At 60.6% G+C, this 14,888-nt stretch carries 16 protein-coding genes; 8 read left to right on the top strand and 8 right to left on the bottom strand.

Features of this window, described 5'->3' with window-relative positions; all coding sequences use genetic code 11:
• Nucleotides 1-53 precede the first annotated feature (53 nt).
• On the top strand, nt 54-1,577 hold the full coding sequence (locus tag NCN06_RS04050) for a carboxypeptidase M32 (RefSeq protein ID WP_226398264.1): 1,524 nt from the start codon (nt 54-56) through the stop codon (nt 1,575-1,577).
• A 47-nt stretch (nt 1,578-1,624) separates the two neighbouring features.
• Nucleotides 1,625-2,212: an inorganic diphosphatase gene (locus tag NCN06_RS04045; RefSeq protein WP_226398263.1), complete on the top strand. Its 588-nt coding sequence runs from the start codon at nt 1,625-1,627 to the stop codon at nt 2,210-2,212.
• 57 nt (nt 2,213-2,269) lie between these two features.
• On the opposite strand, the gene NCN06_RS04040 is transcribed toward NCN06_RS04045, so the two are convergent.
• Entirely contained in the window at nt 2,270-3,148 is an 879-nt protein-coding gene (locus NCN06_RS04040; protein ID WP_226398262.1) for a phytanoyl-CoA dioxygenase family protein, read from the bottom strand.
• 133 nt (nt 3,149-3,281) lie between these two features.
• Here NCN06_RS04040 and NCN06_RS04035 point away from each other — a divergent pair, with 133 nt between their 5' ends.
• Entirely contained in the window at nt 3,282-3,803 is a 522-nt protein-coding gene (locus NCN06_RS04035; protein ID WP_250398696.1) for a L,D-transpeptidase, read from the top strand.
• Here NCN06_RS04035 and hemC read toward each other — a convergent pair whose 3' ends face one another.
• Complete coding sequence (hemC, locus tag NCN06_RS04030) at nt 3,804-4,757, bottom strand: hydroxymethylbilane synthase (protein WP_115023987.1); 954 nt, start codon at nt 4,755-4,757, stop codon at nt 3,804-3,806. It lies immediately after the preceding gene.
• Between the two features lie 138 nt (nt 4,758-4,895).
• On the opposite strand from hemC, the gene NCN06_RS04025 reads away from it, so the two are divergent.
• A complete protein-coding gene (locus tag NCN06_RS04025; RefSeq protein WP_115023986.1) occupies nt 4,896-5,363 on the top strand; it encodes a hypothetical protein in 468 nt (155 codons plus the stop codon).
• Between the two features lie 198 nt (nt 5,364-5,561).
• On the opposite strand, the gene rpoD is transcribed toward NCN06_RS04025, so the two are convergent.
• Nucleotides 5,562-6,935 (bottom strand): RNA polymerase sigma factor RpoD, encoded by a 1,374-nt coding sequence (gene rpoD / locus NCN06_RS04020; RefSeq protein ID WP_226398260.1) that lies wholly within the window; start codon nt 6,933-6,935, stop codon nt 5,562-5,564.
• A gap of 304 nt (nt 6,936-7,239) precedes the next feature.
• Between rpoD and priA the strand changes: the two genes are divergently transcribed.
• A complete protein-coding gene (gene priA, locus NCN06_RS04015; RefSeq protein WP_226398259.1) occupies nt 7,240-9,486 on the top strand; it encodes a replication restart helicase PriA in 2,247 nt (748 codons plus the stop codon).
• On the opposite strand, the gene NCN06_RS04010 is transcribed toward priA, so the two are convergent.
• Genes NCN06_RS04010 through NCN06_RS04000 form a run of 3 tightly spaced genes read right to left on the bottom strand, consistent with a single transcriptional unit; the run spans nt 9,487 to nt 11,976 of the window.
• Complete coding sequence (locus tag NCN06_RS04010; protein WP_226398258.1) at nt 9,487-10,545, bottom strand: DUF3153 domain-containing protein; 1,059 nt, start codon at nt 10,543-10,545, stop codon at nt 9,487-9,489.
• A 3-nt stretch (nt 10,546-10,548) separates the two neighbouring features.
• On the bottom strand, nt 10,549-11,430 hold the full coding sequence (gene argB / locus NCN06_RS04005; RefSeq protein WP_115023979.1) for an acetylglutamate kinase: 882 nt from the start codon (nt 11,428-11,430) through the stop codon (nt 10,549-10,551).
• A 3-nt stretch (nt 11,431-11,433) separates the two neighbouring features.
• Nucleotides 11,434-11,976, bottom strand: a complete 543-nt coding sequence (locus tag NCN06_RS04000; protein WP_115023977.1) for a DUF2854 domain-containing protein — start codon at nt 11,974-11,976, stop codon at nt 11,434-11,436.
• A 69-nt stretch (nt 11,977-12,045) separates the two neighbouring features.
• Between NCN06_RS04000 and NCN06_RS03995 the strand changes: the two genes are divergently transcribed.
• A complete protein-coding gene (locus tag NCN06_RS03995) occupies nt 12,046-12,234 on the top strand; it encodes a DUF8666 family protein (protein WP_115023976.1) in 189 nt (62 codons plus the stop codon).
• A gap of 29 nt (nt 12,235-12,263) precedes the next feature.
• On the opposite strand, the gene NCN06_RS03990 is transcribed toward NCN06_RS03995, so the two are convergent.
• Complete coding sequence (locus NCN06_RS03990; protein ID WP_115023974.1) at nt 12,264-12,722, bottom strand: single-stranded DNA-binding protein; 459 nt, start codon at nt 12,720-12,722, stop codon at nt 12,264-12,266.
• 29 nt (nt 12,723-12,751) lie between these two features.
• On the opposite strand from NCN06_RS03990, the gene NCN06_RS03985 reads away from it, so the two are divergent.
• The gene (locus tag NCN06_RS03985; protein WP_226398829.1) at nt 12,752-13,543 is read left to right on the top strand and encodes a precorrin-6A/cobalt-precorrin-6A reductase; all 792 of its coding nucleotides are present in this window, start codon (nt 12,752-12,754) and stop codon (nt 13,541-13,543) included.
• A 10-nt stretch (nt 13,544-13,553) separates the two neighbouring features.
• Nucleotides 13,554-13,880 carry a divalent-cation tolerance protein CutA gene (cutA, locus tag NCN06_RS03980; RefSeq protein ID WP_115023971.1) on the top strand — a complete coding sequence of 109 codons (327 nt, stop codon included), beginning with the start codon at nt 13,554-13,556 and terminating at the stop codon, nt 13,878-13,880.
• Here cutA and NCN06_RS03975 read toward each other — a convergent pair.
• Entirely contained in the window at nt 13,849-14,862 is a 1,014-nt protein-coding gene (locus NCN06_RS03975; RefSeq protein ID WP_115023969.1) for an adenosine kinase, read from the bottom strand. The genes cutA and NCN06_RS03975 overlap by 32 nt on opposite strands.
• Nucleotides 14,863-14,888: the final 26 nt, after the last annotated feature.

Below are 14,888 nucleotides of genomic sequence, written 5' to 3'. Positions count from 1 at the left end.
CGCAGCTTCGATGCCACCCCCAAGGTCGTTAAATTGATTGAAAGGAGAGTGAGATGGCTTCTGCCGCAACGGCTTGGGGGCAGCTGGGAGCCCATTTGCGTGAAACACAGCTGCTGGGTTCGATTCAGAGCACCCTGTATTGGGACCAGAACACCCGCATGCCCTCTGGTGGTGCACCCTGGCGAGGTGAGCAGCTCACGCTTCTGGCGACCCAGCTTCATGCACGTCAGAGCTCCGCGGCCTATGCGGATCTGCTGGCCGTAGCTCGTGAGCATTGGAACTCCGGTGAACGATGCCCCGAACAGGGCCGCAATTTGGATTTGCTGGAGCAGGACCTGTGCAGGCAGCAGGCTCTCGATCCAGCCCTGGTCGCTGCATTGGCGACGGCCAAAGCCAAGGGGTACAACCTGTGGCAGCAGGCTCGAGCAGCGTCTGATTTCAGTCTTTTTGCACCGGCGCTTCAGACGTTGATTGACCTGCGCCAGGAGCAGGCCAACCAGCTGGACGAGCTTCGATCGTGCTGGGAAACCCTGGCTCAACCCTTCGAACCGGACCTTCGGCTTGAGCGTCTCGAGGCTCTGTTTGCTCCGTTAAGGCAACGGTTGCCGCAATTGGTCGCTCAGGCATCCACCCGCCCACGCCCACGATCAGCGGACTGGGATCTCGAGGAGTCGAGCCAGCAGCATCTCTGTGACGGGCTCCTGCAGGCCTGGGGCCGCAACTCCGCCATCACCTGTATGGCCCGCTCTCCCCACCCCTTCTCCATCACGTTGGGACCGGCGGATTACAGGATCACCACGCGTGTGGTGCCAGGTCAGCCGTTGTCGTGCTTCCTGGCCACCGCCCATGAATGGGGACACTCCCTCTATGAACAAGGGCTTCCGGACCAGAGCCATCAGTGGTTTGCCTGGCCGCTGGGTCAGGCCACCTCGATGGCCGTTCATGAAAGTCAGTCGTTGTTCTGGGAGAACCGCGTTGCCCGGAGTCGTCCGTTCGCGGAGCAGTGGTGGACCCGTTTTGCTCAGGCTGGAGCTCCCTTCACCTGTGCCCAGGACATGTGGCAGGCCATGAATCCCATCTCGCCCGGCTTGAACCGCGTTGAAGCTGATGAACTCAGCTACGGCTTACACATCCTGATCCGCACTGATCTCGAGATCGCATTGCTCGAGAAGGGCTTGGCTGTGAAGGATCTTCCCGGCGAGTGGAACACGCGTTATGGGGAGCTCTTGGGGGTTCGCCCCATGAATGATGCGGAGGGATGTCTTCAGGATGTGCATTGGAGCGAAGGCCTGTTTGGCTATTTCCCGTCGTACCTGTTGGGGCACCTGATTAGTGCGCAATTGAGTGAAGCGATGACGGAGGCCATCGGTGCTCCAGAAGACCATGTGCATCGCGGTGATGTCACGCCCCTACTGGATTGGCTCCGTGAGCACGTGCACCCGTTGGGACGCAGTGTGAATGCGGAGCAATTGGTTGAAAAAGTCAGCGGTCGCCCCTTGAGCACCGAAGCCTTCCTTGGCTATTTGGAGAGCAAACTTGATCGCTTGCACCAGGCGTCCCAGCCTCTACAGGTTTGATTGGCCGAGGCGGCCCGTAGGATGCGCCGCGCTGTCCATCGCCGTTTATGGCCAACCTCGATCAGGCACCCAGCCGCAGCATGCCCAACCTGCTGCACGTGCTGCCGGCCTTCGCTGATGAAGCCGAACTTCGTCTCAACACGATCGTGGAGCTCAACTCCAACACGATCAACAAGTACGAGCTGATCACTGAAACAGGCCATCTCAAGCTTGACCGCGTCGGTTACTCCTCTCTGTCTTACCCCTTCGCCTACGGATGCATTCCCCGCACCTGGGATGAAGACGGTGATCCTCTCGACATCGAGATTGTTGGTGTCACTGAGCCCTTGATTCCTGGTTCGATTGTGGAAGCCCGCATCATCGGGATCATGACTTTCGACGACGGTGGCGAAGTTGACGACAAGGTGATCGCTGTTCTTGCTGATGACAAGCGCATGGATCACATCAAGAGCTGGGAAGATCTCGGTGATCACTGGAAGAAAGAGACCACCTATTACTGGGAGCACTACAAGGATCTGAAGAAGCCTGGCACCTGCACTGTGAACGGTTTCTTTGGAACCGAAAAAGCCATTGAGATCATCAAGAGCTGTGAGGCCCGTTACATGGCTGAGATCGATCCCAAGCTGGTGGACTGAACAAGCCAGTTTTCGGCTGGTGATCGGGCGGGGGATTTCCCCGCCTTTTTTCATGTCTCAGCGCTGGAACATGTTCACCAGGACGGCACGGCGTGCCTGGGGGTGTTGCGGGTGACCGCAGTGGGCGCCGCGCTGCGATGAGAGCACCATGTCTCCCGCCTTGGCATACAAGGCGATGGCTTCAGTCCCTTGGAGCTGACTGAATTCAAATGGTCCCAGACCGTGGCGTTTGTTGTAGCTGGCATTGCGCCACCAGAGCCGTCGTCGGCGTTGGGACTTGGGCACAAAGCAATAGGGCCCATCGGCCAGCGATTGCACATCACTGAGGTAAACGAAGGATTTGAACTTCAGGGAGCGTCCATCGCAGTGGTAGCTGCGCGTGTCCTGAACACCCCTGTTGATGTAGAGATTGCGGCACTTCACCCGCAGACGATTGAAGCTGCTTGCCAGAAGCAACCTCTGAATCATGGATTCCTGAAGACACTCTCGGATGCTGGAGTTCAGGCTCTCTGAGAGGCGCTCGGGATGAAAGATGTCGATCATTCCCGCATCGCTGCCGCTGCGGCCATCGGGGCGTTTGACCCGGTAGTTGATGACGGCCCGATCCGCATCGCGGAACTGGTTGTAGCCCTTCAGCACACGGTGATCGGGAAGATTGAGATGGGCCAGGGAGGCGAGGCGACCGTGATTTCCTGATTCGATTTCTTCGAGCAGCTCGCCAACATCCCTGTTGATCGATGCGATCAGTTCAGGAGTTGCGGCTTCCCGTAGGCAAATGATCCCCCGTCGACGCAGCGTCCAGGCAGCGGCAAGGAAGGTTCTGCGGTTGCTGAGGAGGTCGGAGAAGCGAAAACTGATCGACTGGACCTCCTGGCTGAGGGCATTGCCTTCGAGAAGGGTTGGCCGTGCCGGTGCGATCGCCGTGGAGGTCAACACGCAGGAAAGAGGGTTGGAGAAGAGTACCGCTGGATCGCAGGTCTCACGCTTGAGACCGAAAAGAATCTGAAGAGATTGGCTTGGTCACTGGGCACTGCGGTTTTTTCGCGCAGCGATGAATACGTTGAGACCAATGGGTCTTGTGCGTCTCATGAAGTGGTCGTTGTTTCCAGTGCTCTTGGGCGGTGTGTTGGCTGGATCCCTGCTGCCGTCGCTTTCCGCTGACGCCGCTGAAGTGGCGTTGCAGCGTGTTCCGCGGGAGTCGCGCATCGTTCTCGACCTCAGCAAGCGACAGATCTCTCTTGTCCGGGGTGGCCAGCGGCTTGGATCGTGGCCGGTAGCGATCGGAGATACCAAGACGCCCACCCCCAAGGGGGAGTTCGCCATTCTCACCAAGAAAGTTGATCCCATCTATGTGACGAACAAGTCGGGCCAGCGGCGCGAGTTACGCGGACCCAGCAGCCCCATCGGCGATCGCTACATGGCTTTTCACCGCAATGGGCGCGGCGAATTTGGAATCCATGGAACGGCGTGGCCGCATTGGGTTCAGATCCGTGCTGCCGTGAGCCTTGGCTGCGTGCGCATGCTCAACAGCCACATCCGGCAGCTGTTTGAAGCCGTGGATGTGGGAACACGCCTTGAGATTCGCAGTTGATCAGGCTTCGGGGCGAACGGTGTCGAAGATCTCTTTAAGGATCTCTCCTGCGCCCTGATCTTTGAGGGTGTGGGCGAGGGAGAGGCCGATGGCCTCGGGGTCGCTGGCGGGGCCGCTGGCTTGGTCGCGGATCAAGCGTTTGCCGTCGAGGCTGGCCACCATGCCGATGAGGATCAGTTGATCGCCTTCGAAGCGGGTGTTCACGCCGATGGGAACCTGACAGCCGCCCTCCAGTTCCCGCAGAAAAGCGCGTTCGGCCAGGCAGCGCTGGGAGGTGGGCATGTGCTCCAGCACCTTGATTGCCTCCATAACTTCAGGCTTGCCCTCCACGCATTCAATGCCCAGTGCTCCCTGGCCAACGGCGTGCAGGGAGATGTCGCCGGGGATCAGTTGGTGGATCCGATCGGCAAAGCCCAGGCGGCCAAGACCTGCTGCAGCGAGGATTAGGCAGTCGTAATCGCCGCTGTCCAGCTTCTCCAGCCGGGTGATCACGTTCCCCCGCACGTCCTTGAAGATCAGGTGGGGGTAGTGGTGACGCAGCTGGGCCAGGCGCCGCAGGGAGCTGGTTCCCACCACAGATCCTTCAGGAAGCGTGTCGAGCTTGTAGGCCTGGTTTTTGGCATTCACGACAAGTGCGTCAGCCGGGTCTTCCCGCTCGGTGATGATGCCGAGCATCAGCCCCTCAGGAAGGTTGGTGGGAAGGTCTTTCAGGGAGTGGACGGCGATGTCCGCACGATCCACCAACATCTGGGCTTCCAGTTCTTTCGTGAACAGGCCTTTGTCGCCGATCTTGGCCAGGGCAACGTCCAGGATTTTGTCGCCCTGGGTCGCCATGGCTTCTACGGTGATTTTTAAGCCTGGATGCGCTTTTTCCAGTTCCGCTTTGACCCAATTGGTCTGCACCATGGCCAGCTGGCTGCGTCGTGAGGCGATGCGCAGTTCGGTGAGGGCCATGTACAAGGCGAATCAGCCGCCCAGCCTACGCTTTTGGGCAGGTCTCCATTGATTGGCAGCCTTGAGGTTGTGAAGCTTCGAAAGAGAAGGCCGCCTATGTGAAGAACACGTAACATTCGTGTGCCGCGTAGGACCCTCATGCCAGGCCCCGTTGTGAATGGCGTTCGTCAGGTGGGAGCGATCGGCTCGGTTGCCCCTGAACCCCAGGAGCAGGAGACCATGCTCCCCTTGGTGGCCGAGGGATGCATTCGTTTGATCCTGTTGTGCAGTGGTGACGTCTTGATGGCGCGGCTTCGGCACACCACCGATCGTGATGGTGATCACGCCTATCAGTTGCTCCGGCCGCGTCTGGTTCGCTCGGCTGTAAAACCCCCGGAGGATGGTCAGCTGAGCTGGGTGCTTCAGCCTTATCTGGCGGGGCTTACGTCCCAGCACAACCTTGTGCTGTTCAAGGCGGCAGTCGCCTCTGTGCTTGAGCCCGATCCACGTCTGCTTCAGGCCTATGCCTTGGAGACGCGTCAGGAATGTCCTCTTGAGGAGACACCGGTGGAGCGCTTGAAGCGTGCCTTTCAGGAATTTACGGAGACCTTCGAAAGCCCTTCGTAATCCACACTGATGCACCGAATTTTTATTTTCTCCCAAAGGAAAACCCCAGTCTCAGACTGAGGTTTGATCTCTTCCGTGTGAGGAGGGCGTCTCAATTCCCTCAAGATCGTTATAGGAGCCCATTGGGGCTTTGAGCTAGGGGTTATGTACTTATGTATTACTCCCAAGACTGTTCGATGACAGCCTCGGGTTCGTGACCTACTTGATGTATTCCTTGAGCACCCCATTGCGGTTGGGATGGCGCAGCTTGCGCAGGGCCTTGGCTTCGATCTGACGGATCCTTTCGCGGGTCACGTCGAAAATCTGGCCGATTTCCTCAAGGGTTTTCATGCGTCCGTCGTCCAATCCGTAGCGGAGTCGAAGCACATCGCGCTCGCGGGGGCTGAGGGTTGCCAAAACTCCCTCGAGGTCTTCACGTAGCAGGTTCTTGGCGACGTCTTGTTCGGGGTTCTCGATGTCTGCTTCGATGAAATCGCCCAGACGGGAATCCTCTTCTTTGCCGATGGGGGTCTCGAGCGAGATCGGCAGCTGGGCACTCTTGGCGATGAACCGCAGTTTCTCGATGGTCATTTCCATCGATTCAGCGATTTCCTCTTCCGTTGGCTTACGACCGAATTCCTGGGAGAGAACCTTGGTGGTTTTCTTGATCCTGGAGATCGTTTCGTAGAGGTGAACCGGTAGGCGAATGGTCCGGCTCTGGTCCGCGATCGCTCGCGTGATTGCCTGACGAATCCACCAGGTGGCGTAGGTGGAGAACTTGTAGCCCTTTTCGTGGTCGAACTTTTCAGCTGCTCGAATCAGGCCAAGGCTGCCCTCCTGAATCAGATCCTGAAAACTCAGGCCCCGATTCATGTACTTCTTGGCAATCGAGACAACGAGGCGCAAGTTGGATTGCACCATTTTTTCCTTGGCTCGTCGGCCCAGCATTAAGCGACGGCGGAAGCGGATGAGCGGCATCTCAACCAACGCGGCCCACTCTTTTTTGTCGGGTTCCCGGCCGTTGTCGCTTTCAAATTGAGACGCCAGCTCTTCGAGGTAGAGGAGATCCGCGATTTTGCGAGCGAGTTCGATCTCTTCGTCGGGACGCAGAAGGCGGATCCGTCCGATTTCCTGCAGATAGACCCGAATGGAGTCTTCGGTGTAAACGCCTTTGGGGCCGATTTTGATGCTCGCCAGGGCTTTGGCCTTGGCTTCCTTCTCGGCAGCGGCTGTTTTGGCCTTCTCTTCAGCTGTTGGTTGAGCTGTAGCTGCCTTGGCGGTCGATTTTTTAGCTGTTGATGCCTTGGTGGTGGTCTTCTTGGCGGTTGCTGCTTTCTTTGTGGTCTTTGTGGTGGTTTTTGCCTTGGCGGTTTTGGCTGCTGCTTTCTTCGTTGTTCCGGAAGACTTGGCCTGATCCGCTGCTGCGAGCAGTTCATCTGCCGCGGCGCTCAGGTCATTCGCGCTTGACTTGCTGGCTCGGCGGCGCGCGGGGGCTTTTTTGGATTCTTTGCTCGAGACTTCCTTCACTGTGCCGTCAGCATTGGCCAGAAGAACGATGTCCGGCTTGGCAGCTTTGGTGGCAGCTGGGGTCATGGTGAAAGTCGAAGTCGGATGAAGGGGGGACGCAAAAGCGGCAACAGCACACCAAGGGCTCAGGCCCAAAAAGCCTGATCTTCTGTCACAACGGAAGAGAACGACGCAGCTGACGCTGAGACGGAGATCATGGGCTGATGGTGGTGTCCGCGAGTCGACGAAACGCTTGGACTAATTGTCTGTGCTGCCCGGGGTGGTCTCAGACCGGTCAAAGTGGCAAGGACAAGACCTTGACTTCAGACTCTGTGTCTTCCCTCTGGATCGAGCGCAGGGTTGGCAGAAAACGACCAACCTCTTCACGTTAATGAAGTCTTCCGAAGTTTGCAAGGTCCTGTCGCATCCAAGGCGCTGCGTTGATGTCTGGCTTGAGGCCGGGCGGGAGGGGCGGTCCTTCACCTACTCCGCTGATCCGTCCATGGGATTGATGCCAGGAGACCTGGTGCGGGTGCGCCTGAGAGGTCGTGCCATGCATGGGTTGGTGGTCGCGCAGCGGGAGTGGGGAGCGGATGAACCCCCAGAACTGCAGCCGGTGGAAGCACTCCTACAGCGGGCTGCTGTTGACCCTGATTGGTACGGCTGGTTGGAGGGGGTGGCGGACCGCTGCCACCTGAGCGCCTTTCGCACGTTGAAGGCGGCTCTGCCGGCGGGATGGATTGGTCAGGCCGGTCAGCGCTCGCTGGCGGGAGGACGTCAGATGTGGTGGGTGCAGGGCTGTGATCCCTTCGATGACGCGGATCAACCCAGCCCCCGCCAGCGGGAACTTCTGGCTTGGTTGAAGGCCCAAGGCGGTGGCGTCTGGCAACGGGATCTTGTGGCTAGTGGATTTGGTGCTCATTTGCTGCCCCCCCTGGTTCAACAGGGTTACCTGGTGCGTGAGCGTCGGCTGGCGGAGGACAAGGTCGCTGGGGGTGCTGATCTCCGGGAGCATCCCCAGGCCTTGACCGCTGAGCAGCATGCCGTGGTCGATGCCTACCAACAGCTTTCTCCCGGGCGTGGGCTGTTGCTGTGGGGAATTACGGGTTCCGGCAAGACTGAGGTGTACCTCCAACTCGCTGCCCAAGAGCTGGAGCGGGGCCGCCATGTCTTGTTGCTGACCCCCGAGATCGGTTTGATTCCCCAACTCGTCGATCGCTGCCGTAAACGCTTCGGCTCGCGCGTCGTTGAATACCACAGCGGTTGTGGTGACGCTGAGCGGGTCCGGACCTGGCGCCGCTGTCTTTCCGCGGAACAGCCATTGGTGGTTGTTGGAACTCGCTCCGCCGTGTTTGTTCCTCTGAAGCCGCTTGGATTGATCGTTCTTGATGAGGAGCACGACAGCTCCTACAAGCAAGACGCTCCGATGCCCTGCTATCACGCCCGCGACTTGGCCTTGGATCGGGTTGTGATGCAAAAAGCACGGCTTGTGCTGGGCAGTGCCACACCGTCGCTTGAGAGTTGGGTTCAATCTGGCTCCGATGGTGCCTTGACCTTGGTGCGTTTGACCCAGCGCATTTCGCGGCAGGCCCTACCTCCCGTGCATGTGATTGACATGCGCCATGAGCTGGCTGAAGGGCACAAACGTCTGGTGAGTCGTGCCTTGATGGACCGTCTTGCGGCGCTGCCGGAGCAGGGCGAACAGGCGGTGGTTTTGGTGCCACGTCGGGGATACAGCCCTTTTTTGAGCTGCCGCAGTTGCGGCGAGGTGGTGATGTGCCCCCATTGCGATGTGGCTCTCACCGTCCACCGTGGACAAGGTGGACGCCAGTGGCTGCGATGCCATTGGTGTGACCATCGTGAGGAGCTGGAGAGCCGCTGCAGTCACTGTGGTTCCACGGCATTCAAGCCCTTTGGAGCGGGGACGCAGAAGGTCTTGGAACTCCTTTCCCAGGAACTTGAAGGCCTTCGCTTGCTCCGTTTCGATCGGGACTCCACCGGGGGGCGTGATGGTCATCGACGCCTGCTGGACCGCTTTGCCGCCGGGGAGGCGGATGTCTTGATCGGAACGCAGATGCTGGCCAAGGGTATGGATCTGCCGCGGGTCACCCTGGCGGCGGTGCTCGCAGCGGATGGGCTTCTGCATCGCCCCGACCTCCGCGCAGGTGAGCAGGCACTGCAGTTGTTGTTGCAGTTGGCGGGCCGAGCTGGCCGGGGCGAGCGACCGGGACAGGTGCTTGTCCAGACGTACACCCCGGAGCATCCGGTGATTCAACACCTGGTGGATGGTCGTTATGAGGCGTTCCTTGCTCAGGAAGTGGCTCTTCGGAAGGAGGCCGGCTTGGTGCCCTTCAGTCGCGCTTGTCTGTTGCGTCTGTCTGGAGATTCCCCCAGCAAAACAGCAACGGCGGCAGCGGTTCTTGCTGAGCGGATCCGGCCGATGTGTCAGAGCCAGAGTTGGTGGCTGCTGGGGCCTGCCCCTGCTCCGGTGGCCCGCGTGGCAGGACGGAGCCGATGGCAGCTGCTCTTGCATGGACCGTCGGGCTCCTCTCTTCCGTTGCCTCCTGGGCAGGACCTTTGGGAGGGCTTGCCCAGGGGTGTGGCGCTCACCGTGGATCCTGATCCGCAGCAGCTTTGATCAAGAGGGCAGTTCCGGGAAGCCAAAGCCCAACTTCCGCCGCACGACCTGCAGGAGCATGCTGCACGTCAGCAGCATCAGAATCACCAGCCCACCAAGGCCGAGAGGATTCCAGCGCCAGCCCCGCCAGTTGATCTCGGTGGTTGTTCCGGAATGCGCTGTGCTTTGAATCCGCCCATGGTTGAGGCTTAGATGCAGGTCCAGCCCAGGAATCTCGGGCAAATCGCTGAGGTCGACGATCAGTTGCAAGTGCTGCTGCACCCCCAGCAGCCAGTTGCGTTCCTCGAGCTTGAGCACCGGTGCAGGGAGAGAGAGTCCTGCCGCGCGGCCAGCTACCTCAACCACAGCGGCCATCTGTTGCGCCAGATCATGCGATGACGCAACGCCGCTACTGATGTGCTGTTGTCCAGGCCCCGACTGCTTGATCTTCAGCCCGGACACCTCCCGTTCCAAATCGCGTTCAAACTGGTCTTGCCAGGGCAGGGAGCGTTCCTGGGTGCTCTGCACGTCCCAGGTGAGGGCCAGTCGATCCGGACCGCGAAGCTCGAGATCGGCCTGGATCCTTACGCAGCCACTCAACAGCAGAGTGATCCCCAGCAGAACTGCCAGGACCAGCACGGCGAATCCGGCCGCCGGTGGTCGCGTCGGCCCCGTCGGTGGCGGAGGCGGTGGTTCGGGGCGCCGGGAGCGCCGCCGTCGCATGGTGCTCGGCTGCCCGCTGCCGGAGGCATTCATCTCCAGTTGCGGCATCGTCATCGACCAGCGTTCCGGACGATCCAGGCTGGGGGCCTCGAGAATCTCGAGTAGTTGTTGCGCTTGCTGGCGCAACTTGGGATCTCGGCAGCGACTGAGCAGACGACAGGTGGCGATGGCCTTGTCGTCCTGCCCCTGCCCCATCCAGGCGGTGATCATCAAGTAACGCAGCCGGGGCCCCTCGGGACTGTTGGGCGGGTGGGTTTCCGCTAGGGGGAGGAGCAGATCCAGGCACTGTCCATAGTCCCCGCGCTCGAGGGCTGCTTCCGCTTCGGAAAGGTCCAGTCCTGAGTCTTTTTCGCTCACCCTTCAGCCGCGTCCCACAACCATGGTGCCGATGCCAGCGTCCGTAAAGACTTCGAGCAACAGGGCGTGGGGAACCCTGCCGTCAATGATGTGGGCGGCTGCGACGCCTTGCGCCAAGGCGCGGATGCAGCATTCCGTTTTTGGGGTCATGCCTCCTGCGACGACGCCGTCTTCGATCAATTGTCTCGCCTCTGAGAGGCGCAGTTTGCGGATCAAGGAGTCAGCATCGTTTCGGTCCTTGAGGATGCCGGGGGTGTCGGTCAGCAGGATCAGTTTTTCGGCCTCCAGGGCCGCCGCCAGTTCTCCCGCCACTGTGTCGGCATTGATGTTGTGGGCGCGCCCGTCATCGGGGGTTGCGGCAACGCTGGAAATGACGGGCACGTAGCCCTTCTCCAGCAGCGGTTCCAGCACATCGGGATTGACGCGGGCAACGTCTCCCACCAGCCCATGGCTGCCATCCCCCCAGGGGCGAGCCTCGACCAGGCTTCCGTCACTTCCGCTCAAGCCAACGGCACGGGTGCCGAGCTGATTGAGCCCATTCACGATCTGTTTGTTGACGCGACCCACCAGCACCATCTCCACCACATCCATGGTGTCGGCGTCAGTGACGCGCAATCCGTCGCGGAATTCGGCTGGAATTTCCAGACGCTGCAGCCACTGGTTGATTTCCGGCCCGCCGCCATGAACCACGACGGGTTGGACCCCAACACAGGCAAGCAGAGCCAGATCGCGAAAGACGGCAGCACGCAGTTCGGAATGGGCCATGGCCGCTCCGCCGTACTTGATCACGATGCGCCGTCCGGCGAAACGCTGGATATAAGGAAGGGCTTCGCTGAGCACCGACACCCTGAGGGCGTCATCGTTGTTCTGGGTTGACTGGGCCATGGCTTATGCCTCACCCGCGGGAAGCAGAACAACATCCAACCGCTGCTCATCCAGTTCCTTGAGTTCCGCTCGCATTCCCTTGGCGAAGAAACGCCCGAGACGCTCCTGCCGCTCTTGCCAGCGTTCGAGGGGAACGGCTCCAAGCAGAAAACGCAGCCGAAGGCCATAGCCAGCGTCGGAATGCAGCTCTTCGATCTCCTCCAACTGCGGCGGGGTGTCCTCATCCCAGAGCTTGAGCGCTTCGAGTGACGACTCCAGATGGGCCTTCTGGCCGTAGCGCCAGCGCGTCACATCCCCGAGAAGCTTGCCCAGTTCAGGGGCTGCCGCTTCCCGTTCTTTTTGAAAGGTCTTGATGGGTGTCACCCGGATAGCGGGTGGCAGCTCCGAGGATTTCAGGGCCAGTCCCCCCAACAAGATGGGAATTCCATAGAAAATTGTGGGCAGGCTGAGGTTGGCGCTTCCCGTCGCGTAAGCGGTGGCACCGATCACTGTCAGCACGCCTCCGGCGATGGTGACGAGGCTGCCGGGGGAGAAGAAATCCTTCATGAAGGCCTTGGCTTGATCGTCATTTTGACCTCTAGGCCATCAGGATGGAGATCCACTGCCTCGAGCTAGATGCCTGATCCATCGTCGACCGGCATGGATGATCTGCTCCAGCAGCTCGATCGCGATCGCAGCTGGTTGTTGCAGCAGATTGATGGCGGTCGTTGGCCCGAGCTCCGGCTTGACCTGGCGGCCCTCGAGCGAGAGCTCGGGCAACTGATCACCCGAGCTTCAGAGCTGCAGGACGAAGCCGATCGTTGAACCGCTCCGAACCGAGAACATCCTCTGATTCAGAACGGAATGTCGTCGGTGTCGGGAACCAGGGGCGCAGCATTCCAGCTGGCTGGTTCTGGCTCTTTCGCCACTTTCGTCGCCGCAGCTGCGGGGGCCTGTCGGACTGGGGCCGGGGCTGAGGGGTTGCCGGCGGGGGGAGCACCCGTGGCTGAAGCGCCGATCGGATGGAGCCGAGCCAGGGTGAATTCAGCCCGTTTCTCCTTCATGCCATCGCCTCGGGGCATGGTGTTCATCCGCAGCCGGCCTTCAATCAGCAGCCGCTGCCCTGTCTGCACACGGTTCTGTAGCTCCTGGGCCAGGTTGCCCCAGCCAACCACCTTCAATTCGCCTGGCGGATCACCCTCCCGCAGGGGGTCAAAGCGCACGGCCATCTCCGCAATGGGAGTCTGGTTGTCTTGGGTGTATCGAACCGTCGGTGCGTCGATCACCTCCACTTCGAGCACGCAATGGTTCATGGCTTGAGCTGGTGTCGGCGCACATCCTGATGCAAGGGCCCGCGAATGACCAGCGTCGTGTCCTGTTGCTGGCTGGAACCGGTGAGGGGCCGCGCTTGGTGCAGGAGCTCTCTCGCTGCAATTGGCGTGTGAGCGTGAGCGTGGTGACCTCAAGTGCGGCGAAGGCTTACGCGGGACTGCCGCTGGAGCGGATCTCGATCGGTGCCCTGCAAGGTGTTGGCGGAATCATTGCCGCTCTGCACCAGGCCGGGCCTTTTCGTTGGGTGGTGGATGCCACGCATCCCTTTGCAGCTCAGATCAGCCATTCCCTGGTCACCGCCTGTGCTTCGGTGGACCAACCGCTGCTGCGTTATGAGCGTCGCCGCGAACCGCTTGGAGCTGCCTCCCTGGTGGCTGATGCCAAGGCATTGGCAGTGCAGCCGTTCCAGGGCCAGCACCTGCTGCTGGCTATTGGGGGTCGCCATCTTCCGGCGATGGCTGCTGCTGTACGCCGCGCTGGGGCCATCCCCTATGGCCGTGCACTTCCGTCCCCTGATGGATTGCGCGCAGCCCTGCGGGCGGGTTTGGATCCGGATCACCTCGCCGTGGTGCGTCCCCTGCAGGGGGAGGTGCCGGGGGCGATCGAGCGAGCCCTCTGCCAACGCTGGGGCATCAGCGTGGTGTTGTGCCGCCAGTCTGGTGGTGTGACGGAACAGCTCTGGCATCAACTCACAACAGAGCTGGGGCTGAACTTGGTGCTGTTGCGCCGTCCATCCCCCCCCGATGGCATGGCTTGTGTCGAGGATGTAAGCAGCCTTTTGGATCGGCTTGAGCGAGATTGAAGCGAGTGGGATGGTGCTTGCCCTCACCACGGAAGCGGACGCCGAGCGCGCCCAACAGCTGGCTGAGGTCTTGCTGGAGCGCCATCTTGTGGCGTGTGTCTCCATTCACCCCGTTCAGTCTTTCTACCGCTGGGAGGGCGCGCTGGAGCATTCCGATGAGGTCCAACTGCTGATGAAGACCTCCGCCCAGCATCTGGAGGCGGTTCGCTTGGCTGTGTCAGAACTGCACAGCTATGACACACCCGAGTGGTTGAGCTGGCCGGTGACGGCTTCACCGGCCTATGGGGCTTGGGCCCTGGCTGAGCTCAGTTCAGATGCGTCGCCGCCAGCTGCTTGAGGGAGACCTGGGAGCGTGCCCCCAGTTGCGTCACGATTTGACCAGCGCAGAGAGCACCGAGCTGACCACAGCGTTCGAGGGACTCGCCCTGGGTGAAGGCATGCAGGAATCCCCCGGCATAGAGGTCGCCTGCTCCTGTGGTGTCCACCAGGTCGCCCAGGCCGAAGATGCCGATATCCCAGCGTTCGTCTCCACTCAGCACGACGGATCCCTGGGCTCCACGGGTGATCGCGATCACCGAGCAGCAGCCGCGGACCCGGTCGAGGGCCTGATCGAAATCCTCGGTTTCGTAGAGCGACTGAATCTCGACATCATTGGCGAACAGCACATCCACATGGCCATTGACCAGCTCGAGGAAACTCTCCCTATGCCGATCCACGCAGAAGCCATCCGATAGGGAGAGGGCCACTTGTCCTCCTGATTCTCGGCAGGCTTCTGCGGCGGCGATGAAGGCTCGCTTGGCGGCTGGGCTGTCCCAGAGGTACCCCTCCAGATAGAGCACCTTGGCCTGCTTGACCATCGACAGATCGAGATCCTCCGGCTCCAGCTGGGTGGAGGCTCCCAGGAAGGTGCACATGGTCCGCTCCGCGTCGGGCGTGACGTAAATCAGGCAGCGCGCTGTTGTGGCTCCGCTGGTGGCGGCTGGGGTTTCAAAGCGTGCACCAACGGCTCGGATGTCGTGGCTGAAGATGGTGCCGAGCTGGTCGTCACGGACACGACCGATGAAACCAGCGCGACCGCCGAGCTGGGCGATCCCGACCATGGTGTTGGCGACAGATCCGCCGGAGGTCTCAAGGCCAGGACCGCTCGCCTTGTAGAGGGTCTCGGCCTGTTGTTCATCGATTAACGCCATGCCTCCTTTCTGGAGGCCGTTGTCAGAGATGAAGCTGTCGTCCGTCTGAACCAGAACGTCCACGATCGCGTTGCCGATGCCAACGACATCGAGATTGCAGGTGCTGGGGAAACGGGTCTCAGGCGACATCGGTGCTGTGAAGACAGCCCCGAAGT

It is taken from the genome of Synechococcus sp. MU1648 (assembly GCF_023630615.1).
In the GTDB taxonomy this organism is placed as follows: Bacteria; Cyanobacteriota; Cyanobacteriia; order PCC-6307; family Cyanobiaceae; genus Parasynechococcus.
The sequence above is the reverse complement of the archived record's forward strand: the minus strand, read 5'-3'. Positions and strand labels throughout refer to the sequence as shown.

What these genes read in the sequence shown, in the direction of transcription:
- NCN06_RS04050 (WP_226398264.1), top strand. Translation starts at nt 54, where the DNA reads ATGGCTTCTGCCGCAACGGCTTGGGGGCAGCTGGGAGCCCATTTGCGT.
- NCN06_RS04045 (WP_226398263.1), top strand. Translation starts at nt 1,625, where the DNA reads ATGGCCAACCTCGATCAGGCACCCAGCCGCAGCATGCCCAACCTGCTG.
- NCN06_RS04035 (WP_250398696.1), top strand. Translation starts at nt 3,282, where the DNA reads ATGGGTCTTGTGCGTCTCATGAAGTGGTCGTTGTTTCCAGTGCTCTTG.
- hemC (WP_115023987.1), bottom strand. Translation starts at nt 4,757, where the DNA reads ATGGCCCTCACCGAACTGCGCATCGCCTCACGACGCAGCCAGCTGGCC.
- NCN06_RS04025 (WP_115023986.1), top strand. Translation starts at nt 4,896, where the DNA reads ATGCCAGGCCCCGTTGTGAATGGCGTTCGTCAGGTGGGAGCGATCGGC.
- rpoD (WP_226398260.1), bottom strand. Translation starts at nt 6,935, where the DNA reads ATGACCCCAGCTGCCACCAAAGCTGCCAAGCCGGACATCGTTCTTCTG.
- priA (WP_226398259.1), top strand. Translation starts at nt 7,240, where the DNA reads ATGAAGTCTTCCGAAGTTTGCAAGGTCCTGTCGCATCCAAGGCGCTGC.
- argB (WP_115023979.1), bottom strand. Translation starts at nt 11,430, where the DNA reads ATGGCCCAGTCAACCCAGAACAACGATGACGCCCTCAGGGTGTCGGTG.
- NCN06_RS04000 (WP_115023977.1), bottom strand. Translation starts at nt 11,976, where the DNA reads ATGAAGGATTTCTTCTCCCCCGGCAGCCTCGTCACCATCGCCGGAGGC.
- NCN06_RS03995 (WP_115023976.1), top strand. Translation starts at nt 12,046, where the DNA reads ATGCCTGATCCATCGTCGACCGGCATGGATGATCTGCTCCAGCAGCTC.
- NCN06_RS03990 (WP_115023974.1), bottom strand. Translation starts at nt 12,722, where the DNA reads ATGAACCATTGCGTGCTCGAAGTGGAGGTGATCGACGCACCGACGGTT.
- NCN06_RS03985 (WP_226398829.1), top strand. Translation starts at nt 12,752, where the DNA reads ATGCAAGGGCCCGCGAATGACCAGCGTCGTGTCCTGTTGCTGGCTGGA.
- cutA (WP_115023971.1), top strand. Translation starts at nt 13,554, where the DNA reads ATGGTGCTTGCCCTCACCACGGAAGCGGACGCCGAGCGCGCCCAACAG.
- NCN06_RS03975 (WP_115023969.1), bottom strand. Translation starts at nt 14,862, where the DNA reads ATGTCGCCTGAGACCCGTTTCCCCAGCACCTGCAATCTCGATGTCGTT.